At 73.7% G+C, this 20,955-nt stretch carries 19 protein-coding genes and 1 pseudogene; all 20 read left to right on the top strand.

Annotated features, from left to right (window positions below; genetic code table 11):
* Positions 1-61: 61 nt before the first annotated feature.
* The 20 genes and pseudogenes from ACF1AK_RS14660 to ACF1AK_RS14565 all read left to right on the top strand — a co-directional run bounded on the left by ACF1AK_RS14660 (position 62) and on the right by ACF1AK_RS14565 (position 20,910).
* Positions 62-1,258 (top strand): sensor histidine kinase, encoded by a 1,197-nt coding sequence (locus ACF1AK_RS14660; RefSeq protein WP_391499454.1) that lies wholly within the window; start codon positions 62-64, stop codon positions 1,256-1,258.
* A gap of 91 nt (positions 1,259-1,349) precedes the next feature.
* Positions 1,350-2,042 carry a response regulator gene (locus ACF1AK_RS14655; protein ID WP_391499161.1) on the top strand — a complete coding sequence of 231 codons (693 nt, stop codon included), beginning with the start codon at positions 1,350-1,352 and terminating at the stop codon, positions 2,040-2,042.
* 119 nt (positions 2,043-2,161) lie between these two features.
* Complete coding sequence (locus tag ACF1AK_RS14650) at positions 2,162-3,097, top strand: Rossmann-like and DUF2520 domain-containing protein (RefSeq protein ID WP_391499160.1); 936 nt, start codon at positions 2,162-2,164, stop codon at positions 3,095-3,097.
* Positions 3,097-4,002: a pantoate--beta-alanine ligase gene (gene panC / locus ACF1AK_RS14645; RefSeq protein WP_391499159.1), complete on the top strand. Its 906-nt coding sequence runs from the start codon at positions 3,097-3,099 to the stop codon at positions 4,000-4,002. The genes ACF1AK_RS14650 and panC overlap by 1 nt, the downstream gene beginning before the upstream one ends.
* Before the next feature lie 62 nt (positions 4,003-4,064).
* Positions 4,065-4,514 (top strand): aspartate 1-decarboxylase, encoded by a 450-nt coding sequence (gene panD, locus ACF1AK_RS14640; protein WP_391499158.1) that lies wholly within the window; start codon positions 4,065-4,067, stop codon positions 4,512-4,514.
* 15 nt (positions 4,515-4,529) lie between these two features.
* Positions 4,530-6,206 carry an L-aspartate oxidase gene (locus ACF1AK_RS14635; protein ID WP_391499157.1) on the top strand — a complete coding sequence of 559 codons (1,677 nt, stop codon included), beginning with the start codon at positions 4,530-4,532 and terminating at the stop codon, positions 6,204-6,206.
* Between the two features lie 4 nt (positions 6,207-6,210).
* Complete coding sequence (gene nadC / locus ACF1AK_RS14630; RefSeq protein ID WP_391499156.1) at positions 6,211-7,209, top strand: carboxylating nicotinate-nucleotide diphosphorylase; 999 nt, start codon at positions 6,211-6,213, stop codon at positions 7,207-7,209.
* A gap of 68 nt (positions 7,210-7,277) precedes the next feature.
* Positions 7,278-8,072 carry a type III pantothenate kinase gene (locus tag ACF1AK_RS14625; RefSeq protein WP_391499155.1) on the top strand — a complete coding sequence of 265 codons (795 nt, stop codon included), beginning with the start codon at positions 7,278-7,280 and terminating at the stop codon, positions 8,070-8,072.
* Positions 8,073-8,265: 193 nt separating this feature from the next.
* Positions 8,266-8,628, top strand: coding sequence for a LuxR C-terminal-related transcriptional regulator (locus tag ACF1AK_RS14620; protein ID WP_391499154.1), 363 nt, complete (start codon positions 8,266-8,268; stop codon positions 8,626-8,628).
* An 88-nt stretch (positions 8,629-8,716) separates the two neighbouring features.
* On the top strand, positions 8,717-9,697 hold the full coding sequence (locus ACF1AK_RS14615) for a hypothetical protein (RefSeq protein WP_391499153.1): 981 nt from the start codon (positions 8,717-8,719) through the stop codon (positions 9,695-9,697).
* 88 nt (positions 9,698-9,785) lie between these two features.
* A complete protein-coding gene (locus ACF1AK_RS14610) occupies positions 9,786-11,462 on the top strand; it encodes a peptidoglycan-binding protein (RefSeq protein ID WP_391499152.1) in 1,677 nt (558 codons plus the stop codon).
* Entirely contained in the window at positions 11,459-12,220 is a 762-nt protein-coding gene (locus tag ACF1AK_RS14605) for an ABC transporter ATP-binding protein (protein WP_391499151.1), read from the top strand. Before ACF1AK_RS14610 ends, ACF1AK_RS14605 begins: the two co-directional genes overlap by 4 nt.
* On the top strand, positions 12,217-13,455 hold the full coding sequence (locus ACF1AK_RS14600) for an ABC transporter permease (RefSeq protein ID WP_391499150.1): 1,239 nt from the start codon (positions 12,217-12,219) through the stop codon (positions 13,453-13,455). Before ACF1AK_RS14605 ends, ACF1AK_RS14600 begins: the two co-directional genes overlap by 4 nt.
* Positions 13,456-13,583: 128 nt before the next feature.
* On the top strand, positions 13,584-14,357 hold the full coding sequence (locus ACF1AK_RS14595) for a hypothetical protein (protein ID WP_391499149.1): 774 nt from the start codon (positions 13,584-13,586) through the stop codon (positions 14,355-14,357).
* A gap of 160 nt (positions 14,358-14,517) precedes the next feature.
* Positions 14,518-16,059: pseudogene (gene lysX / locus ACF1AK_RS14590) on the top strand (bifunctional lysylphosphatidylglycerol synthetase/lysine--tRNA ligase LysX); the annotation flags it as partial.
* A gap of 4 nt (positions 16,060-16,063) precedes the next feature.
* Positions 16,064-16,186 carry a hypothetical protein gene (locus ACF1AK_RS14585; RefSeq protein WP_327678228.1) on the top strand — a complete coding sequence of 41 codons (123 nt, stop codon included), beginning with the start codon at positions 16,064-16,066 and terminating at the stop codon, positions 16,184-16,186.
* A 117-nt stretch (positions 16,187-16,303) separates the two neighbouring features.
* Positions 16,304-16,741: a BlaI/MecI/CopY family transcriptional regulator gene (locus ACF1AK_RS14580; protein ID WP_391499148.1), complete on the top strand. Its 438-nt coding sequence runs from the start codon at positions 16,304-16,306 to the stop codon at positions 16,739-16,741.
* Positions 16,742-16,750: 9 nt separating this feature from the next.
* Positions 16,751-17,287: an amino-acid N-acetyltransferase gene (locus ACF1AK_RS14575; RefSeq protein ID WP_391499147.1), complete on the top strand. Its 537-nt coding sequence runs from the start codon at positions 16,751-16,753 to the stop codon at positions 17,285-17,287.
* Positions 17,288-17,379: 92 nt separating this feature from the next.
* Positions 17,380-17,730: an Lsr2 family protein gene (locus ACF1AK_RS14570; RefSeq protein WP_380290164.1), complete on the top strand. Its 351-nt coding sequence runs from the start codon at positions 17,380-17,382 to the stop codon at positions 17,728-17,730.
* A gap of 660 nt (positions 17,731-18,390) precedes the next feature.
* Positions 18,391-20,910 carry an ATP-dependent Clp protease ATP-binding subunit gene (locus tag ACF1AK_RS14565; RefSeq protein WP_350564470.1) on the top strand — a complete coding sequence of 840 codons (2,520 nt, stop codon included), beginning with the start codon at positions 18,391-18,393 and terminating at the stop codon, positions 20,908-20,910.
* The last annotated feature ends 45 nt before the right edge of the window (positions 20,911-20,955 follow it).

The following is a 20,955-nucleotide window of genomic DNA, read 5'->3' as shown; positions in this document are numbered from 1 at the left end:
CACCGCACCTGCCTACGCTTGATCCGTGCATCGACTCAACGCGTGGCTCCGCCGACACCCCATGGTGGTCGACTCCGCCTGGGCCGCGCTGGTGCTCGTCCTCGGCCTGCTGCCGGAGAACGGCAGCGAGAACGACGGCTGGCGCGCCGTGGTCCAGGTCGTCATCGCCGTCGTCCTGCCGCTGCTGATGGTCTTCCGGCGCCGCTTCCCCGACCTCACGGTGGCCGCCGCGACCGTGGTCGGCCTCACCCAGGTGGCGCTCGACGTCAACCCGGCGATCTCCAGCATCGCCTATCTGGTGTTCGCCTACACGGGCGCCGCGTTCGGCCGCGCGTGGACGTCCCGGGCGGCGCTGGTCGCCGGACTGCTGGCCGGCCCGCTGGTCTTCTGGCAGATCCGCCCGCAGAAGGCCACCCGGCTGCCCGACGGCGACATCAGCTACGTCGAGTACTCCGTCCCCGAGGCGCTGTTCTTCGGCGGGATGATGACCACCCCGTTCATCCTCTGCTGGGCGTGGGGGCGGCTCACCCGGGTCCGCCGGGCCTACCTGATCGAGCTGGAGGACCGCGCGGCCCGGCTGGAGCGCGAGCGCGACGCCCAGGCCAAGGTGGCGGTCGCCGCCGAGCGGGCCCGGATCGCCCGCGAGCTGCACGACGTGGTCGCGCACAACGTCTCGGTGATGATCGTCCAGGCCGACGGCGCCGCGTACGTGCTGGACAACTCGCCCCAGCAGGCGAAGGAGGCGCTGGGCACCATCGCCTCCACCGGCCGGCAGGCGCTGGTCGAGATGCGCCGGCTGCTCGGCGTGCTGCGCACCTCCGACACCAAGGGCGAGGAGTACGTGCCGCAGCCGGGCGTCGAGGAGCTGCCGGAGCTGCTGGACCAGGTCCGCACGGCCGGTCTCCAGGTGGACTTCGCGACCTCGGGCAACCCGCGCGAGCTGCCGCGCGGCGTCGAGCTGACGGTCTACCGGATCGTCCAGGAGGCGCTGACCAACGTCCGCAAGCACGGCGGACCCGATGTGCACGCCCGGGTCGCGGTCGACTTCGGCGAGCGCGAGCTGGCCGTGCTGGTCGAGGACGACGGGCGCGGCAGCACCGACGAACAGCTGGCCGCCGGCGGCACCGACGGCCAGGGCCACGGCCTGATCGGCATGCGCGAGCGGGTCGGCATGGTCAGCGGCAGCCTCGACGTCGGGCCGCGTCCCGGCGGCGGCTTCCGGATCCGCGCCGTGCTGCCGCTCAAGGCCGCCCACTGAGCGCGGCCCCGGGCCGCCCGCCGCTGCCCTCCGACCCCCGTCGCCCCCCGCAGCACCCCCGCCGTTCCCCCCGAGGAGCTAGGAGCCACCCTTGACCATCCGCGTGATGCTGGTCGACGACCAGGAGCTGCTGCGTACCGGATTCCGGATGATCCTGCAGTCGCAGGGTGACATCGAGATCGCCGCCGAGGCCGGGGACGGCGCCCAGGCGCTGGACAAGCTCCGGCACACCGCGGTGGACGTGATCCTGATGGACGTCCGGATGCCGCGGCTGGACGGCGTGCAGGCCACCCGGCAGATCTGCCTGGCCGAGGACGGCAGCCCGCTGCCCGGCGCCCCGCATGTACTCATCCTCACCACCTTCGACCTCGACGAGTACGCCTTCGCCGCGCTCAAGGCCGGCGCCAGCGGCTTCCTGCTCAAGGACGTGCCGCCGACCGAGCTGGTGGCCGCGATCCGCGCCGTCCACGGCGGGGACGCGGTGGTCGCGCCGACCACCACCCGCCGCATGATCGACCGCTTCGCCGAGGTGCTGCCCACCCCGCAGAGCGGCCCCGGCCGCACGGACACCCTCGGCCCGCTCACCGAGCGCGAGCGCGAGGTGTTCCTGCTGGTCGCGCAGGGCCTGTCGAACGGGGAGATCGCGGCCCGGCTGGTGCTCTCCGAGGCGACCGTGAAGACCCACGTCGGACGGATCCTGGCCAAGCTGGGCCTGCGCGACCGCGTCCAGGCGGTGGTCCTGGCCTACGAGGCGGGCCTGATCCGCGCCGGTGCCACCGACTGAGCCCGCCCCGGGCACCGCTCGGGGCCGTCCGGGCGCGGTCCCGCCCCCCGTAGAATGGGCCGGTACGTCCGGTACCCGTTGAGCGGACCGGAACGGAAGCCCTGGACAGAGGTGGGTGCGTGAGTCAGTCCGACTACGGCGATCCGGCCCTGCCCGACGACCCCGCCGACCCCGGCAACCGCCCCGCCCGCCTCGCCGTGGGCGTGGTCGGCACCGGCCGGGTCGGCCCCGCGCTCGGCGCCGCCCTCCAGCTGGCCGGCCACAAGGTGGTCGCCGCCTCCGGGGTCTCCGCCGCCTCCCGGCGCCGCGCCGAGGCCCTGCTGCCGGGCGTGCGGATCGTCACCCCGCCGCAGGTGCTGGCCGCCGCCGACCTCGTCCTGCTCACCGTCCCCGACGACGCGCTGGCCGGCCTGGTGGCCGGCCTCGCCGCGACCGGCGCCGTCCGCCCCGGCCAGCTGCTGGTGCACACCTCGGGCGCGCACGGCGTGACCGTGCTGGAGCCCGCCACCCGGGCCGGTGCGCTGCCGCTGGCGCTGCACCCGGCGATGACCTTCACCGGCACCTCCGTCGACCTCGCCCGCCTGGCCGGCTGCCCGTTCGGGGTGACCGCCCCCGGGGAACTGCGCCCGGTCGCCGAGGCGCTGGTGGTGGAGATGGGCGGCGAGCCCGAGTGGGTGCCGGAGGACGTCCGCCCGCAGTACCACACCGCCCTCGCGCACGGCGCCAACCACCTGGTCACCCTGGTCGCGCAGGCGATGGAGCTGCTGCGCGGGGCGGGCGTCGCCGAGCCCGGCCGGATGCTCGGCCCGCTGCTGGGCGCCGCGCTGGACAACTCGCTGCGCTCCGGCGACGCGGCCCTCACCGGCCCGGTCGCCCGGGGCGACGCCGGCACCGTGCGGCGCCACCTGGCGCAGCTCAGTACGGTGTCCCCGGACATCCCGGCCGCCTACCGGGCGATGGCCCGCGCCACCGCCCAGCGGGCCCTGGCCCACGGGACGATCGACGAGACGTCGGCGGCGGCACTGCTGGACGTACTGAACGAGGAGAAGCAGTAATGGCACGCGGCAAGCAGCCGGGCAAGGCCCAGCGCGCCCCGAAGGTCCACCGGGCCGTGGTCACCCACACCGTCGACGACTTCGAGGCGGCCTTCTGGCCGGACGAGCAGCCGGTCGACAACGCGGTCGTGATGACGATGGGCGCCCTGCACGAGGGCCACGCCTCGCTGATCCGCGCCGCCCGCAAGCAGGTCGGCCGGGACGGCCGGGTCGCCGTCACCGTCTTCGTCAACCCGCTGCAGTTCGGCGCCGGCGAGGACCTGGAGCGCTACCCGCGCGACCTGGAGGAGGACGTGCGGCTCGCCGAGGCCAACGGCGCCGACGTGGTCTTCGCGCCGTCCGTCGACGAGGTCTACCCGAACGGCGAGCCCCAGGTGCGGCTGGCCGCCGGCCCGATGGGCGAGCGCTACGAGGGCGCCACCCGCCCCGGCCACTTCGACGGCGTGCTGACCGTGGTCGCCAAGCTGCTGCACATCACCGACCCGGACTTCGCCTTCTTCGGCGAGAAGGACGCCCAGCAGCTGGCGATCGTCCGCCGGATGGTGGCCGACCTCGACTTCGACGTCGAGGTGGTCGGCGTGCCGACCCTCCGCGAGGAGGACGGCCTGGCGCTCTCCTCCCGCAACCGCTACCTCTCGGCGGAGGAGCGCACCCGCGCCCTCGCCCTGTCCGGCGCGCTGTTCGCCGGCCGGGACGCGGCCGCGCAGGGCCCGAAGGCCGTGCGCGAGGCCGCCTCGGCCGTGCTGGACGCCGCCGAGGGCGTGGACCTCGACTACCTCGCCCTGATCGATCCGCACGACTTCACCGAAGCGCCGGACGACTTCCGGGGCGAGGCGGTGCTGGCCGTCGCCGCGAAGGTGGGCACGACCCGCCTGATCGACAACGTCCGCATCATCGTCCGGTAGTACCGCCCGGTACGTCCGCAGGCAGTTCCCCAGGCATGCACTCACAGGAGGCGTGACCCGCAATGCTCCGCACCATGCTCAAGTCCAAGATCCACCGGGCCACCGTGACCCAGGCCGACCTGCACTACGTCGGCTCGGTCACGGTGGACGAGGACCTGCTCGACGCCGCCGACCTGCTCCCCGGCGAGCTGGTCCACATCGTCGACATCAACAACGGCGCCCGGCTGGAGACGTACACCATCGCCGGCCCGCGCGGCTCCGGCGTCATCGGCATCAACGGCGCCGCCGCCCGGCTGGTCCACCCCGGCGACCTCGTCATCCTGATCGCCTACGGGCAGATGGACACCGCCGAGGCCAAGGGTCACCTCCCCAAGGTCGTCTTCGTCGACGAACACAACCGGATCACCGGCACCGGCGGCGACCCGGCCGAGCCCGGGGAGGGCACCGGACTGCTGCGCGGGGACGCGGCGTACCGTGGCGGCAGCGGCGCCGTCGACGCCGCCGCGCGCTAAGGAGCCGTCACCGTCATGTCCGCCGTCACGCACCGTCTCACCGCCCCCGCGCCGGGCTGGACCACCGACACCGATGTCGTCGTGGTCGGCTCCGGCGTGGCCGGGCTCACCGTCGCGCTCAACGTCCGCAAGGCCGGCCTGCGGGCCCTGGTGGTCACCAAGGCGATGCTGGACGACGGCTCCACCCGCTGGGCCCAGGGCGGCATCTCGGCCGCCCTGGGCGAGGGGGACACCCCCGAGCAGCACCTCGCCGACACCCTGGTCGCCGGCGTCGGGGTCTGCGACGAGGACGCCGTCCGCACCCTGGTCACCGAGGGCCCGGACGCGGTCCGCCGGCTGATCGCGGTCGGCGCCGCCTTCGACCGCGGCGAGGACGGCACGATCCTGCTCACCCGCGAGGGCGGCCACCACCGCAACCGGATCGCGCACGCCGGCGGGGACGCCACCGGCGCCGAGATATCCCGGGCCCTGGTCGCCGCCGTCCGGCAGGACCCCGGCGTGGAGCTCATCGAGCACGCCCTCGTCCTCGACCTGCTCACCGACGCCGAGGGGCACGCCGCCGGACTGACCCTGCACGTGATGGGCGAGGGCCGGCGCGACGGCGTCGGCGCCGTCCGGGCCCGCGCGGTGGTGCTCGCCACCGGCGGCATGGGCCAGGTCTTCTCGGCCACCACCAACCCCCCGGTCTCCACCGGCGACGGCGTGGCGCTCGCGCTGCGGGCCGGCGCCGAGGTCACCGACCTGGAGTTCGTCCAGTTCCACCCCACCGTGCTCTGGCTCGGCCCGGAGGCGCACGGCCAGCAGCCGCTGATCTCCGAGGCGGTCCGCGGCGAGGGCGCCCACCTGGTCGACGCGGACGGCGTCCGCTTCATGGCCGGGCAGCACGAGCTGGCCGAGCTCGCCCCGCGGGACATCGTCACCAAGGCGATCACCCGCCGGATGCAGCTCCGGGGCACCGACCACATGTACCTGGACGGACGGCACTTCGGCGCCGAGATGTGGGAGCGGCGCTTCCCGACCATCCTGGCGTCCTGCCGGGCGCACGGCATCGACCCGGTCACCGAGCCGATCCCGATCGCCCCGGCCGCCCACTACGCCTCCGGCGGGGTGCGCACCGACGTCCACGGCCGCACCTCCGTCCCCGGCCTGTACGCCTGCGGGGAGGTCGCCTGCACCGGCGTGCACGGCGCCAACCGGCTGGCCTCCAACTCGCTGCTGGAGGGACTGGTCTTCGCCGAGCGGATCGCCGCCGACCTGACCGCCCGGCACACGGCCGGCGACCTGCCCGAGCGCACCGTCGACGTGGCCGCCGCCCGCGCCGCCCGCCCGGTACCGCTGCCCCCGCCCGAGGCGCGGGCCGAGATCCAGCGGCTGATGTCGCGCGGCGCGGGCGTCCTGCGCTCGGCCGCGTCGATGGCCGCCACCGCACAGGGGCTGGCACGGCTCGCCGAGGACGCCCGCACCGACGCCGCCGAGCAGAAGCCGGCCGACCCCCGGGTGGAGACCTGGGAGGCCGCCAACCTGCTGCTGGTCGCCGACGCCCTGGTCACCGCCGCCGCGCAGCGCGAGGAGACCCGCGGCTGCCACTGGCGCGAGGACTTCCCGGAGCGGGACGACGCGCGCGGGCGACGCCACCTGATCACCACCCTCACCGCCTCCGGCGGCCCCGTCAGCACCCCCGAGGAGCAGTAACACCATGACCGACGCGACCGACGTGACCCACCTGCACGAGCACGAGCACGAGCACGAGGAGCTCCCGCTGGCCGGCGGCTGCGGCGACGGCTGCGCCTGCGGGGACGGCGAGGGCTACGAGACCGGCCTGGACCCGCAGCTCGCCGAGCTGCTGGAGGAGGCCGGCCTGGACCCGGTCGAGGTCGAGGACATCGCCACCCTGGCGCTGGCCGAGGACCTCGCCGGCGGCGAGGACGTCACCTCGGTGGCGACCGTGCCGGCCGACGCCGTCGCCACCGCCGACTTCACCGCCCGTCAGGCGGGCGTGGTGGCCGGCCTGCGGATCGCCGAGGCCGTCGTCTCGCTGGTCTGCGAGGAGGAGTTCGAGGTCGAGCGGCACGTCCAGGACGGCGACCGGGTCGAGGCCGGCCAGGTGCTGCTCTCGGTCCGCTCCCGCACCCGGGACCTGCTGACCGCCGAGCGCAGCGCGCTCAACCTGCTCTGCCACCTGTCCGGCATCGCCACCGCCACCCGTGCCTGGGCGGACGCCCTGGAGGGCACCGGCGCGGTGGTCCGCGACACCCGCAAGACCACCCCGGGCCTGCGGGCGCTGGAGAAGTTCGCGGTCCGCTGCGGCGGCGGCGCCAACCACCGGATGGCGCTGTCGGACGCCGCCCTGGTCAAGGACAACCACGTGGTCGCGGCCGGCGGTGTCGCCGAGGCGTTCCGGGCCGTCCGGGCCGCCTACCCGGAGCTGCCGGTCGAGGTCGAGGTCGACACCCTGGAGCAGATCGCGCCGGTCCTGGAGGCCGGGGCCGACCTGATCCTGCTGGACAACTTCACCGTGCCGCAGCTGGTCGAGGCGGTCGCCCTGGTGGCCGGCCGGGCCAAGCTGGAGGCCTCCGGGGGACTCACCCTGGCCACCGCGCGCGAGGTCGCCCAGACTGGTGTCGACTTCCTGGCGGTGGGCGCGCTGACCCACTCCTCGCCGATCCTGGACATCGGCCTGGACCTGCGCGCCTGATCCGTTCCGCCCGTTCGTCCGCTCCGCCCGTCCGTCCGTCCGCTGGCCCTCGACGAAGAAAGCACCCCATGCTGCTCACCATCGACGTCGGCAACACCCAGACCACCCTCGGCCTGTTCGGCGGTGAAGAGGTCGTCGAGACCTGGCGGATCTCCACGGATCCGCGCCGCACGGCGGACGAACTGGCGGTGCTGCTGCACGGCCTGATGGGCTCGCAGGGATCGCGCACCGCGATCGCCGACGCGAAGGTCGAGGGCCTGGCGATCTGCTCCTCCGTCCCCTCCGTGCTCCACGAGTTCCGCGAGGTGACCCGCCGCTACTACGGCGACGTTCCCGCGGTGATCGTGGAGCCGGGGGTGAAGACGGGGGTGCACGTCCTGATGGACAACCCCAAGGAGGTCGGCGCCGACCGCATCGTCAACGCGCTCGCCGCCAACCACCTCTACGGCGGCCCGTGCATCGTGGTCGACTTCGGCACCGCCACCACCTTCGACGCGGTCAACGCCCGCGGCGACTACGTCGGCGGCGCGATCGCCCCCGGCATCGAGATCTCGGTCGAGGCGCTCGGCAACCGCGGCGCCCTGCTGCGCAAGATCGAGCTGACCCGCCCGCGCAACGTGATCGGCAAGAACACCGTCGAGGGCATGCAGTCCGGCATCCTCTACGGCTTCGCGGGCCAGGTCGACGGCCTGGTCGACCGGATGGCCCGCGAGCTCGCCAAGGACCCGGACGACGTCCAGGTGATCGCCACCGGCGGCCTGGCGCCGCTGGTCCTCGGCGAGGCGGGCTCGATCGACGTCCACGAGCCCTGGCTGACCCTGATCGGCCTGCGCCTGGTCTACGAGCGCAACCGCCCGAGCTGAGCCGGAGGGCGTGACGCGGATCACACCGACGCGAAGGCGGACATTCACGCACGGTCCCCCCATCGCGACCCCGAGTGATCACCCCCCGCGCCCCGCCCCGTGCTAGCTTCGGGCGACGGGGCCCCGTCACACCCGCCGCTCCCCGCCGTCGAGGAGCGGCAGGCACTGAGGGGGGAAACACATGCACGGAACCATGACGGCCGTCGATGACGCCCTGGACGACCTGCGCACCTCGGCGTCCCGGCTCGGCAGCCTGAGCGACCGCCAGGAAGAGGTGCTCCACCTCCCGGCCCCGGACCGCTCCGGCCAGCAGGCCGCCGACCACCTCGGCATCACCGGACGCACCGTCAAGACCCACGGGGCCGCGCCGATGGACCGTCTCGGCGTCGAGGCCGGCGCCCGGGAGAAGTCCAGGACCGACGAGCGGGTGCTGGGCGCCGTCGAGGCGGCGTACGAGACCCGGCTCATCGAGCAGCACGCCCCGGCCCTCGCCCGGATCCGCAAGGACACCGAGGACCGGCTGCGCACGGCGTCCCGGTCCCTGGCGGCCGGCTGATCCCGGAAAGCCGGTGACAACCCGGACGGTCCGTCAACCGGTCCTCCTGGTTGACGAGTTGGATCGGACGACCGGAACGAGGGTGGGCGTGACCGAGGTCGACGGAACGGACGCGAGGCCGGCGACGACGGCGGGCGGCGGGGCTGCCGGAGACGGGGCGGGGGCCGGCGGACGGGAGGTCCGGCGGCGCCACGGCCGGCGGGCGCTGCTGCCGGCCGCGGCGGCCCTGGCCCTGGCCCTGACCGGCTGCTCCTCCGGCGGGGCCGCCGGCGACGGCCCCGCGGCCCCCGCGGCGGCGCCGTCCGGGTCGCAGACCACCGAGGCCTCGCGGGACGAGGGGCTGCCGCTGGAGGCGGCGATGCGGGGGGACGCGGAGAGCCAGGCCGTCTTCACCAACGCGGTGAACAAGCTCGCCGCGAAGTGCGCGCGGGACCAGGGGTACCAGGTCACCGAACGGCCGGCGGTCACGGCCGAACAGCTCCTGGCCCGGGACAGGGCGCAGGGGACGGCCGTGAACCCGTACGCGTGGCCGTCCGTCCAGGCGCTGAAGGACTACGGCTACGCCGGGTCCGCCCACGGCCGGGACGCGAAGCCGCCGGAGACGGGGCAGCCCGTCGTCGCCGACTCGGCGGCGGACACCGCCCAGGCCAAGTGCGCCAAGGAGGTGTCGATCCGGCTGGCGGCGGCCGACGCGGGCAAGGGCTCGGCGAAGGGGCGGCTGAACGAGCTGATCACGCAGGCGGGCGAGCAGACCGAGGCCGATCCCCGGATGGTCGCGGCACTCGCCCGGTGGTCGCAGTGCATGCGCCCCAGCGGCTACACGTACGCGAGCCCGCTCCAGGCGGCGCAGCAGTTCGAGAAGGTCGTCGGCGCCGCCGGTGCGCAGGAGCTGGCGATCGCCCGGGCGGACGCCGGGTGCCGGGCGGACAGCCGGCCGGCGGAGGTGTGGTTCGAGGTGCGCACGCAGCTGGAACAGCGCCTGGTCGAGCAGAACGCCCAGCTGCTGAAGGAGGTCGCCGACTCCGAGAAGCGCCTCGCGCGGGAGGCGAGCCAGGCGGTGGCCGGGTGAGCGCGGGGAACCGGCGGCGCCCCTGAGCACACGTCGGGGAGTCGTCATGGTCGGACAGTTGGATCGATTTTCGGAACGAGGGTGGGTCGTGGCCGGGTTCGAGGGGCCGGGCGTCACGCCGGAGGCGGCGGCGGACGACGAGGTGGGCGGCGGCGGACGGGGGGTCCGACGGCGCCGGCGGGCGCTGGTGCTGGTGATGGCCGCGGCGGTCGCGCTGGCCGGGGGCGGGGTGGCGGCGTCGACGATGATCAAGTCGCCCGCCCAGGCGGCGGCGGACAGCGCGCCGCCGGCGCCGGACGTGCTGACGGCGGTGGTGGAGAAGCGGGTGCTGACGGACTCCGTGGTGATCCGCGGGCAGGTGAGCGCCGGGCAGTCGGTGGACGTCGCCCCGGCCGGGGGCGGCGGGACGGCGGGGGCCAAGCCGGTGGTCACCAAACTGCCGGCCAAGGCCGGCGACCAGGTGCAGGCCGGGCAGTCGGTGCTGGAGGTGGCCGGGCGGCCGGTGTTCGCGCTGCACGGTGACCTGCCGGTGTACCGGGACCTCAAGCCGGGGGCCACCGGGCAGGACGTCAAGCAGCTCCAGCAGGCGCTGAAGGAGCTGGGGTTCGGCGCGGACGGCGACCCGGAGGGCACGTACGGCGCCGCCACCAAGGACGCGGTGAAGGCGTTCTACGCGGCACGCGGCTACGACCCGCTGCCCGCCGCGCCGGACGGGGACACCGCGGTGACCGCCGCCCAGGAGGCCGTCACCGGCGGCGAGCGCGCGCTGGCGGACGCCAAGGACGCGCTGAAGCTGGCGAAGAAGCACTACGACGACGCGGTGACGGCCGCCCGGCAGCAGGCCCAGCAGCAGGCCCAGGCGCAGGCGCAGGCCGACGCCCAGCAGAGCGCCGCGCCGAGTGCTGCGCCGAGCACCGGAGCGAGCACCGGAGCGGCCACCGGGACCGGCGGCGCCGGCCGCCCCGCGGCCTCCGGCGGGGCGGCACCGGCCCCGGCCGGGGAGAGCCCGGTGGACGCGGCCGGCACCGCCGTCGACACCGCCCAGAAGCAGGTGAACCGGGCCACCGAGGACCTCGCCAAGCTGCGCAGGAAGGCGACGGACGCGAAGGCCGCCGCCGGGCCGATGGTCCCGGCCGCCGAGCTGCTGTTCCTCTCCGGCTTCCCGGCCCGGGTCGACACGGTGGCCGGCCGGATCGGCGGCGAGGTCTCCGGGAAGGTGCTGACCGTCTCGGCCGGGGCACTGGTGGTCAAGGGCAGTCTCGCCGTCTCCGACAAGGGCCTGGTGCATCCGGGGCAGGTGGTGGAGGTCCTCTCCGAGGTGACCGGCCTCAAGGCCACCGGCAAGGTCGGCACGGTGGCCGACACCCCCGGGGACGGCCAGCCGGCCGGCGCCGCCCAGGGCGCCGGCGGCGGCCAGAACCCGGGCCCGGCCCAGGGCGCCGCCGCGAACGGCTATCCGATGGTGGTGCAGCCGGACGCCCCGCTGGATCCGCGACTGGCCGGCCAGGACGTCCGGCTGACCGTGCAGGCCGCTTCCTCGGCCGGCCCGGTGCTGGTCGTCCCGCTGTCGGCGGTCTCCGCGACGGCGGACGGCAGGACGGTGGTGACGGTGTACGAGAGCGGGCAGCGCCGCCGGGTGGAGGTCACCCCGGGAACGGCCGGCGGCGGCAGCACCGAGGTCCGGCCGCTGACCGAGGGCACGCTGAAGGAGGGCGACCAGGTGATCGTCGGCGTCAAGGACGCCACCGGGGCGGGCGCCGAATGACCGGCCCGAGCGACGTGACCGCCGCCGCCGGGGCGACCACCGCGACCGGGGCCACCCACGCGGCCGTCCCCGTCATCGAGTTCCGCCAGGCCGGCCTGACCTACCCGGGCCCGCCGCCGGTGGCCGCCCTGAAGCCGTGCGACCTCGCGGTCGCGCCCGGCGAGTACGTGACCGTGACCGGCCCGTCCGGCTCCGGGAAGTCCACCTTCCTCAACATCGCCGGCCTGCTCGACGCCCCGACCACCGGCCACTACCTGCTGGACGGCATCGACACCGGCCGGCTCCCGGACGCCGACCGCACCGCACTGCGCGGACGCCGGATCGGCTTCGTCTTCCAGTCCTTCCACCTGCTCCCGCACCGCTCGGCGGCCGAGAACGTCGCCCTGGCGATGCTCTACACCGCCACCCGGGGCCGGCGCGCCGCCGCCGAGCGGCGCGAACGCGCCCGCACGGCGCTGGTCCGGGTGGGCCTCGGCCACCGGCTGGACGCGCTGCCGACCCGGCTGTCCGGCGGCGAGCGGCAGCGGGTGGCGATCGCCCGGGCGCTGGTCGGCCGGCCGTCGCTGCTGCTCTGCGACGAGCCCACCGGCAACCTGGACACCGTCACCGCCGAGTCGATCCTGGCCCTGCTGGACGAGCTGCACGCCCAGGGGCTGACGGTGCTGCTGATCACCCACGACCCGCAGGTGGCCGCCCGCGGGCGGCGCACGGTGGCGATCCGGGACGGTCTGCTGCGCGAGGAGGTGGCCGCGGCGTGAGGCCGATCCGCCGCCGCGACCGGGTGGTCGAGCCCTCCCGGTTCCCGTTGCGCGACCTGCTCGCCGAGGCGCTGGCCGGGGTGCTCCAGCGGCCCGCCCGCTCGGCGCTGACGGGCCTGGGCACCGTCCTCGGGGTGGGCACCTTCGTGGCCATCCTGGGGCTGACCGCGACCACCTCCTCGCAGATCGACTCCCGGTTCAGCGTGCTGAGCGCGACCGAGGTGAGCGTCGAGGACACCGGCGGCGTCCGCCCGGAGCTGGTGCCGCTCGCCTTCCCCGCCGACGCCGACGCCCGGATCCAGCGGCTGAACGGGGTCGAGGCGGCCGGCGTCTACTGGCCGGTGTCCCGGGCCTCCGGCACGGTCCGGGCCGCGCCGGTGGGCCGCCGGGGCGGCGGGGAGCAGGTCCCGGTGGTGGCCGCCTCGGCCGGGGTGCTCGCGGCCGCCGAACCGCACCTGGTGCAGGGCCGGACCTTCGACGGCTGGCACGACTCCACCGGCCGGCAGGTGGCGGTGATCGGCGCGGCGCTGGCGTCCCGGCTGGGCATCACCACGCTGGACACCCAGCCGGCGATCTTCCTGGAGGACAAGCCGTTCACGGTGATCGGGATCGTCGACGACGTGAGGCGCAAGGCGGACCTGCTGCTCTCGGTGACGGTGCCGCGCGGCGCCGCCGCCCGGCTCTGGGGCGAACCGGACCGCGACCGGGCCAAGATGATCATCTCGACCAGGATCGGCGCCGCCCGGCAGATCGCCGCCGAGGCCCCGCTCGCCCTGGACCCGGCGCACCCGGAGTACTTCAAGTCCGTCCCGCCGCCGGACCCGCGCACCCTGCGCTCCAACGTCACCTCCGACCTCAACCAGCTGTTCCTGCTGCTGGCCGGGATCTGCCTGGTGATCGGCGCGGTCGGGATCGCCAACACCACCCTGGTCGCCGTCCTGGAGCGGACCGGCGAGATCGGCCTGCGCCGGGCGCTGGGCGCCCGCGGCCGCCACATCACCGGCCAGTTCCTCTCCGAATCGGCCTCGCTGGGGCTGATCGGCGGCCTGGTCGGCACCTCGCTGGGGGTGCTGACGGTGCTCGGGGTGGCGCTGGCCCGGGACTGGACCCCGGTGGTCGATCCGGCGACGGTGGCCGCCGCACCCGCGATCGGCCTGCTCACCGGGCTGCTGGCCGGGGTCTACCCGGCCTGGCGGGCGGCCCGGATCCAGCCCGCCGAGGCGCTGCGCCGCTGACCGGCGCCCGGACCGGCCGTCCTGCGGGCGGGCCCCCGCGGCCCGCCCGCAGGACGTTCCCGGGGCAAACGTGGGGCGTCGGCGCGACGCTACCGACAAATCGGATATTCCTCACGTAGTGTCAGCCCATGCCTACGCCACACGGATCGCGCGGCGGCATGGCCTTCAGCGCCGACGAAGTCCGCGTGCTGCGCCGCGCCCTCGCCCAAGCCCTGCACCCCGCCGTCCCCGTCCACCTCCAGTTCCCCGGCCGGCCGTCGCACGCCGACGCGGGCGCCGCGCTGTGGGCCGAGGACGTCCAGGACGCGCTGCGCCTGACCGAGGCGATCGACGAGGCCGTCCAGGAGGGCGGCCGGCTGCGCGCCTTCCTCCTCGCCGACCTCGCCCGCTACCGGGCCGCCCTGCCCGGCAGCGTCAGCGGCTACCTGGAACGGCTGGAGGAGGCGGTGGCCGACGGCTACCTCCCCGGGCCGGAGGACCTCACCGCACTGCGCGGACTGAGCCGCCAGCCCTGCGGCCAGGGCGAGCGCTCCCGCCGCTCCCGGCTGGCCGGGCGCTGCCACGCGCTGGCCGAGGCCGCCGTCCGCGAGCGGCTCGCCCTCACCACCGGCCAGCGCCACCTCGTCGCCGTACCGAGCCCCGCCGCACCCCCGAGCACCTCTCCCACCCCCGTTGGCACCATCCCCGTTGGCACCCCTGTTGGAGGACGGATCCCGATGAGCAGCACCGAGCCCCCCGTCGAGCAGTCCGCCGACCCCCGCGCGCCCCACGACCGGGCGCCCGCCCGGCCGCACCGGATGCCCACCCCCGCCGAGCTGTTCGGCCGCCGCCCCAAGCCGCCGGCCGGGCCGCCCGCGCCGCCCGCGCCCGAGGACCTGGAGCTGGCCACCGGCACCGGCTGAGCCCGCCCCTCCCGCGCCTGCCGGGGAGGCCGCGCCGGATCCGTCCGGCCCGGCCTCCCCGGTTCCGTCCGCGGCGGCCCCGCCGCACCCCGCGGCACGGTAATCCCGTGGCGGAGCACCGGTCGCGGCTGGCTACCCTGGTGGGGTGAGCGATCAGAGCCCTATCCCCGCGACCGACGACCTTCCCGAGCAGATGCGCGTCCGGCGCGAGAAGCTGGACCGGCTCCGGGCCGCCGGTGTCGACCCCTACCCGGTCGGCTTCCCCAGGACCAGCACCATCGCCGACCTCCGGGCCAAGCACCCGGACCTCGCCCCGGACACCGCGACCGGTGAACGGGCCGGCATCACCGGCCGGGTGATCCTCTCCCGCACCGGCGGCAAGCTCTGCTTCGCCACCCTGCGCGACGGCTCCGGCGACCTCCAGGTGATGCTCTCCCTGGACAAGCTGGGCGAGGAGCGGCTGGCGGCCTGGAAGTCCGACATCGACCTCGGCGACCAGGTCGGCGTCGAGGGCGAGGTGATCACCTCCCGGCGCGGCGAGCTGTCGGTGATGGTGGACCGCTGGGAGCTCACCGCCAAGTGCCTGCGCCCGCTGCCGGACAAGCACAAGGGCCTGACCGACCCGGAGGCCCGGGTCCGCCAGCGGTACGTCGACCTGATCGTCAACCCCGAGGCCCGCGAGATCCTCCACCTGCGCTCCAAGGTGGTCCGCTCGATCCGCCGCACCTACGAGGAGCGCGGGTACATCGAGGTCGAGACCCCGATGCTGCAGCCGGTGCACGGCGGCGCCAACGCCCGGCCGTTCAAGACGCACATCAACGCGTACGACATCGACCTCTACATGCGGATCGCCCCCGAGCTGTACCTGAAGCGGCTGGTGGTCGGCGGCGCGGAGAAGGTCTTCGAGATCAACCGCAACTTCCGCAACGAGGGCGCGGACTCCACCCACAACCCCGAGTTCACCTCGCTGGAGTCGTACGAGGCCTACGGCGACTACGACACCCAGGCCGAGCTGATCCGGGCCACCATCGTCAACGCCGCCCGGGACGCGCTGGGCACCACGGTGATCAAGGGCCTGGACCCGCACGGCGTGGAGCACGAGATCGACCTGGCCGAGCCCTGGGAGGAGGTCTCCGTGTACCCGGGCATCTCCGCCCGCCTGGGCACCGAGGTCACCCCGCAGACCTCGGTCGAGGAGCTGCGCGCGCTGGCCGCCGCGCACGGCATCCCCTTCGAGAAGGAGTGGGGCCACGGCCAGATCGTGCTGGAGATGGTCGAGCGCCTGCTGGAGGAGAACGCCGTCCGGCCGACCTTCATCCGGGACTACCCGACCGAGGTCTCCCCGCTGACCCGCCAGCACCGCTCGGTGCCGGGCGTGGCCGAGAAGTGGGACCTGGTGATCTTCGGCACCGAGATCGGCACCGCCTACTCCGAGCTGGTCGACCCGGTCGAGCAGCGCGCCCGCCTGACCGCGCAGTCCCTGCTCGCGGCCGGCGGCGACGTCGAGGCGATGCAGGTCGACGAGGACTTCCTGCGGGCCCTGGAGTACGCGATGCCGCCCACCGGCGGCCTCGGCCTCGGGGTGGACCGCCTGATCATGCTGCTCACCGGCAAGAACATCCGGGAGACGGTGCTCTTCCCGCTGGTGAAGCCGGAGCCCAAGGCGTCCGCCGGCACGGCGGAGAAGACCGAGGAGGAGTGACCTGATGGACTACGTCAGCGCGATCGTCCCGCCGCTGGTCATGGCGATCGGCTTCGGCTTCCTGGTGCGGGCCATCATCCGCAGCCAGGGCGGGGCCCAGAAGGCCAAGGAGGACGTGGCCGACTGACCCCGTCGGCCGTCCGCGGGCACCGCGCCGCCATTCCCGGATTCCGGGGGTGGCGGCGCGCCGGTTTGGCGGCACTTCACAAGATTTGCCCCATTCACTCCCTATCCTGGCCGCACTATGGTCCGGCAACTCGGCGAACTTGAGAACGCCATCATGACCCGGGTGTGGCAGTGGAACCGACCGGTCACGGTTCGCGAGGTTCTCCTGGATCTGCGGTCGGAACGCGATATCGCGTACACCACGGTGATGACCGTCCTGGACAAGCTGCACAGAAAGGGCTGGCTCCGGCGGGAGCGCGCGGGGCGGGCCTATCGATATGAACCGGTCTCCTCGCGCGAGGCGTACACGGCGGCCCTGATGAACGACGCGTGGGCCACGAGCGACAATCCCGCGGCGGCCCTGGTGCACTTCTTCGGCCTGATGTCGCCCGGGCAGCGGGAGGCCCTGCGGGACGCCTTGCGGGTGGCCGCTCTGTCCCCGTCCGATCCGGCCGCACCGGATTCCCCGGAGAGCGGACCGGATACCGGGGAGACCCGCTCGGGGCCGGCACGATAACGTCCCGCCATGGAGGTCACCATCCGCCGGGCGCGGACCACGGACGTACGGGCCGTACGCGGGCTCATCGACGCCTACGCGCGCGACGGCATTCTGCTCGACAAGCCCACCGTCACCCTGTTCGAATCGGTCCAGGAGTTCTGGGTCGCGGAACGCGACGACGACGGGACCGTGGTCGCCTGCGGCGCGCTGCACGTGATGTGGGAGGACCTCGCCGAGGTCCGCACCCTCGCCGTCGACCCGTCCTGCCGCGGGCACGGGGTCGGACACCTGCTGCTGGAGAAGCTGCTGCAGACCGCCCGCTGGCTGGGCGTCCGTCGGATTTTCTGCTTGACGTTCGAGGTCGCCTTCTTCGCGAAACACGGTTTCGTGGAGATCGGGGAGCTCCAGGAAACCGATGATGGTACGACAGACCCGGCGGCGATCGCTACGGATGTCTATGAAGAACTTCTCCGCTCGTACGATGAAGGTGTCGCCGAGTTCCTCGACCTGGAGCGGGTGAAGCCCAACACACTGGGCAACTCGCGCATGCTGCTGCACCTGTGAGCCGCCCCCGCGACGGCCAGGGGTTTGTGTTTTCCGGAGAAAAGCGCTTTCCTTTCCTTAGGCAATGGGTCGTTTAGCGGAAAGGGAAGCCCGTGGCACAGAGGGTGCAGGTCATTCTTGAAGACGATCTCGACGGCGGCTCGGCGGACGAGACGGTCACGTTCGCGCTCGACGGCGTTGCCTACGAGATCGACCTGAAGAGCGCCAACGCGGACAAGCTCCGCGGCCTGCTGGCGCCGTACGTGGAGAAGGGGCGCAAGCAGAGCGGCCGCCTCGCCGGCACCCGCCGCACCGGCCGCAGCTCCGCGCCGCGTCCGTCCGGCAGCGTCCCGGACACCGCCAAGATCCGCGCGTGGGCCAAGGAGCAGGGCCTGGAGGTCAACGACCGCGGTCGCGTCCCCAGCAACGTGCGCGAGGCCTACGAGAAGGCCAACGCGTCCTGAACCGGGCGACGCCCGGCCGCCCGGACGGGTGCGGGGTTCCGGGCGCCGGATGAGGCGTCCGAGGTGCACGCGCGGGGCGCGGAGGGGACCCCTCCGCGCCCCGCGGCACACCTCCGGCCGGGCCCGGCACGGCCGTGGTGCCCCTTCGGGCAGCGGGCCCGGCCCCGGTCCGGGCGGCGGAAGCCTCCCGGCCTGTGCAACGCTGTAAGGGCGAAGCGGCAACGCGGACACCACCGGGACGGCGCACCGGCCGGCCGGCCGCGGCTGACCCACCGTCAGCGGCGGCCCGACTTCTCGCCAGGCGAACACCGCCACCGCGGAAACTGCGCGAGAACCGCCCCGATACCGGGTATGAATGCAGAGGGACGGGGCCCCTGGCTCCGCCCGGGGCAGGACGCGTGACCGGTCGGACACCCACCGGCAGCGTCGCGGCGGAGGTTGTTCGCCGATGGCGTAGCGGTATCCGGTGCATCCGGCCCGCGTGCGGGAACACCGTCTCCCAGCATCGGGTTGGGATTGGTGTCGGCTGGTCGCGCAGCATCTCGCTCCCCTTCGAGGGGAGTGAATCCGTGGGCCGCGCCGCTGAGCGGGACTAGCATGCGGAAGGACAGGGCGGGGACGGACCCCGAACTGCCCGACCGCTCTGAGGAGCGATAAACGATGTTCGAGAGGTTCACCGACCGCGCGCGGCGGGTTGTCGTCCTGGCTCAGGAAGAAGCCCGGATGCTCAACCACAACTACATCGGCACCGAGCACATCCTCCTGGGTCTGATCCACGAGGGTGAGGGTGTCGCCGCTAAGGCCCTGGAGAGCCTCGGGATTTCTCTTGAGGCCGTCCGCCAGCAGGTCGAGGAGATCATCGGCCAGGGCCAGCAGGCCCCGTCCGGTCACATTCCCTTCACCCCCCGGGCGAAGAAGGTCCTGGAGCTGTCGCTCCGGGAGGCCCTGCAGCTCGGCCACAACTACATCGGCACCGAGCACATCCTGCTCGGCCTGATCCGCGAGGGCGAGGGCGTCGCCGCCCAGGTCCTGGTGAAGCTGGGCGCCGACCTCAACCGGGTCCGCCAGCAGGTCATCCAGCTGCTCTCCGGCTACCAGACCCCCGGCGGCAAGGAGTCGGCCACGGCCGGCGGGCCCGCCGAGGGCACCCCGTCGACCTCGCTGGTCCTCGACCAGTTCGGCCGCAACCTCACCCAGGCCGCCCGCGAGGCCAAGCTCGACCCGGTCATCGGGCGCGAGAAGGAGATCGAGCGGGTCATGCAGGTGCTGTCCCGCCGCACCAAGAACAACCCGGTGCTGATCGGTGAGCCCGGCGTCGGCAAGACCGCCGTCGTCGAGGGCCTGGCCCAGGCGATCGTCAAGGGCGAGGTCCCCGAGACGCTCAAGGACAAGCAGCTCTACACGCTGGACCTGGGCGCCCTGGTGGCCGGCTCCCGCTACCGCGGTGACTTCGAGGAGCGCCTGAAGAAGGTCCTCAAGGAGATCCGCACCCGCGGCGACATCATCCTGTTCATCGACGAGCTGCACACCCTGGTCGGCGCGGGCGCCGCCGAGGGCGCCATCGACGCCGCCTCGATCCTCAAGCCCATGCTGGCCCGCGGTGAGCTGCAGACCATCGGTGCCACCACGCTCGACGAGTACCGCAAGCACCTGGAGAAGGACGCCGCGCTGGAGCGCCGCTTCCAGCCGATCCAGGTCGCCGAGCCGTCGCTTCCGCACACCATCGAGATCCTCAAGGGCCTGCGCGACCGCTACGAGGCCCACCACCGGGTCTCCATCACGGACGCCGCCCTGGTCGCCGCCGCCACCCTGGCCGACCGGTACATCTCGGACCGCTTCCTGCCGGACAAGGCCATCGACCTGATCGACGAGGCCGGCTCCCGGATGCGCATCCGCCGGATGACCGCGCCGCCGGACCTGCGCGAGTTCGACGAGAAGATCGCCGACGTGCGCCGCGAGAAGGAGAGCGCGATCGACGCGCAGGACTTCGAGAAGGCCGCGTCCCTGCGCGACGACGAGAAGCAGCTCCTGCAGGCCAAGGCCAAGCGCGAGAAGGAGTGGAAGGCCGGCGACATGGACGTCGTCGCGGAGGTGGACGAGGAGCTCATCGCCGAGGTCCTGGCCACCGCCACCGGCATCCCGGTCTTCAAGCTGACCGAGGAGGAGACCTCCCGGCTGCTGCGCATGGAGGACGAGCTGCACAAGCGCGTCATCGGCCAGAAGGACGCCATCAAGGCGCTCTCCCAGGCCATCCGGCGCACCCGTGCGGGCCTCAAGGACCCGAAGCGTCCCGGCGGCTCGTTCATCTTCGCCGGCCCGTCCGGCGTCGGTAAGACCGAGCTGTCCAAGACGCTCGCCGAGTTCCTCTTCGGCGACGAGGACGCGCTGATCGCCCTCGACATGTCGGAGTTCTCGGAGAAGCACACCGTCTCCCGGCTCTTCGGTTCGCCCCCCGGCTACGTGGGCTACGAGGAGGGCGGCCAGCTGACCGAGAAGGTGCGCCGCAAGCCGTTCTCCGTCGTCCTCTTCGACGAGGTGGAGAAGGCCCACCCGGACATCTTCAACTCGCTGCTGCAGATCCTGGAGGACGGCCGCCTGACCGACTCCCAGGGCCGCGTGGTCGACTTCAAGAACACCGTCATCATCATGACGACCAACCTCGGCACCCGGGACATCTCCAAGGGCTTCAACCTGGGCTTCGCGGCCCAGGGCGACACCCAGACCGGCTATGAGCGGATGAAGGCGAAGGTCGGCGAGGAGCTCAAGCAGCACTTCCGCCCCGAGTTCCTGAACCGCGTCGACGACATCGTCGTCTTCCACCAGCTGTCCGAGGACGACATCATCCAGATCGTCGACCTCATGATCGCCAAGGTGGACGAGCGGCTCAAGGACAAGGACATGGGCCTGGAGCTCAGCGTCGAGGCCAAGAAGCTGCTCGCCAAGCGCGGCTACGACCCGATCCTGGGTGCCCGTCCGCTGCGCCGCACCATCCAGCGCGACATCGAGGACCACCTCTCCGAGAAGATCCTCTTCGGCGAGCTGCGGGCCGGCCACATCGTGGTCGTCGGCGTCGAGGGCGAGGGCAAGGACGCGAAGTTCACCTTCCGCGGCGAGGAGAAGTCCGCGGTCGCGGACACTCCGGCCGCGGTCGCCTCGCCGGGTCCCGACCTGACGAAGTAGCAACATTTAACAGATAACAGCAAACGGTTTGGGCCCCCGGCGTTC

Source organism: Kitasatospora sp. NPDC015120 (genome assembly GCF_043080305.1).
In the GTDB taxonomy this organism is placed as follows: Bacteria; Actinomycetota; Actinomycetes; order Streptomycetales; family Streptomycetaceae; genus Kitasatospora.
Note: the sequence above shows the minus strand (reverse complement) of the source record. Positions and strands in the feature narration are given on the sequence as shown.

Bases quoted from the DNA above. Each gene is read 5' to 3' on its own strand.
- ACF1AK_RS14660 (WP_391499454.1), top strand. From the start codon at position 62: ATGGTGGTCGACTCCGCCTGGGCCGCGCTGGTGCTCGTCCTCGGCCTG.
- panC (WP_391499159.1), top strand. From the start codon at position 3,097: ATGGCACGCGGCAAGCAGCCGGGCAAGGCCCAGCGCGCCCCGAAGGTC.
- panD (WP_391499158.1), top strand. From the start codon at position 4,065: ATGCTCCGCACCATGCTCAAGTCCAAGATCCACCGGGCCACCGTGACC.
- ACF1AK_RS14635 (WP_391499157.1), top strand. From the start codon at position 4,530: ATGTCCGCCGTCACGCACCGTCTCACCGCCCCCGCGCCGGGCTGGACC.
- nadC (WP_391499156.1), top strand. From the start codon at position 6,211: ATGACCGACGCGACCGACGTGACCCACCTGCACGAGCACGAGCACGAG.
- ACF1AK_RS14625 (WP_391499155.1), top strand. From the start codon at position 7,278: ATGCTGCTCACCATCGACGTCGGCAACACCCAGACCACCCTCGGCCTG.
- ACF1AK_RS14620 (WP_391499154.1), top strand. From the start codon at position 8,266: ATGACGGCCGTCGATGACGCCCTGGACGACCTGCGCACCTCGGCGTCC.
- ACF1AK_RS14605 (WP_391499151.1), top strand. From the start codon at position 11,459: ATGACCGGCCCGAGCGACGTGACCGCCGCCGCCGGGGCGACCACCGCG.
- ACF1AK_RS14595 (WP_391499149.1), top strand. From the start codon at position 13,584: ATGCCTACGCCACACGGATCGCGCGGCGGCATGGCCTTCAGCGCCGAC.
- ACF1AK_RS14585 (WP_327678228.1), top strand. From the start codon at position 16,064: ATGGACTACGTCAGCGCGATCGTCCCGCCGCTGGTCATGGCGATCGGC.
- ACF1AK_RS14580 (WP_391499148.1), top strand. From the start codon at position 16,304: ATGGTCCGGCAACTCGGCGAACTTGAGAACGCCATCATGACCCGGGTG.
- ACF1AK_RS14575 (WP_391499147.1), top strand. From the start codon at position 16,751: ATGGAGGTCACCATCCGCCGGGCGCGGACCACGGACGTACGGGCCGTA.
- ACF1AK_RS14565 (WP_350564470.1), top strand. From the start codon at position 18,391: ATGTTCGAGAGGTTCACCGACCGCGCGCGGCGGGTTGTCGTCCTGGCT.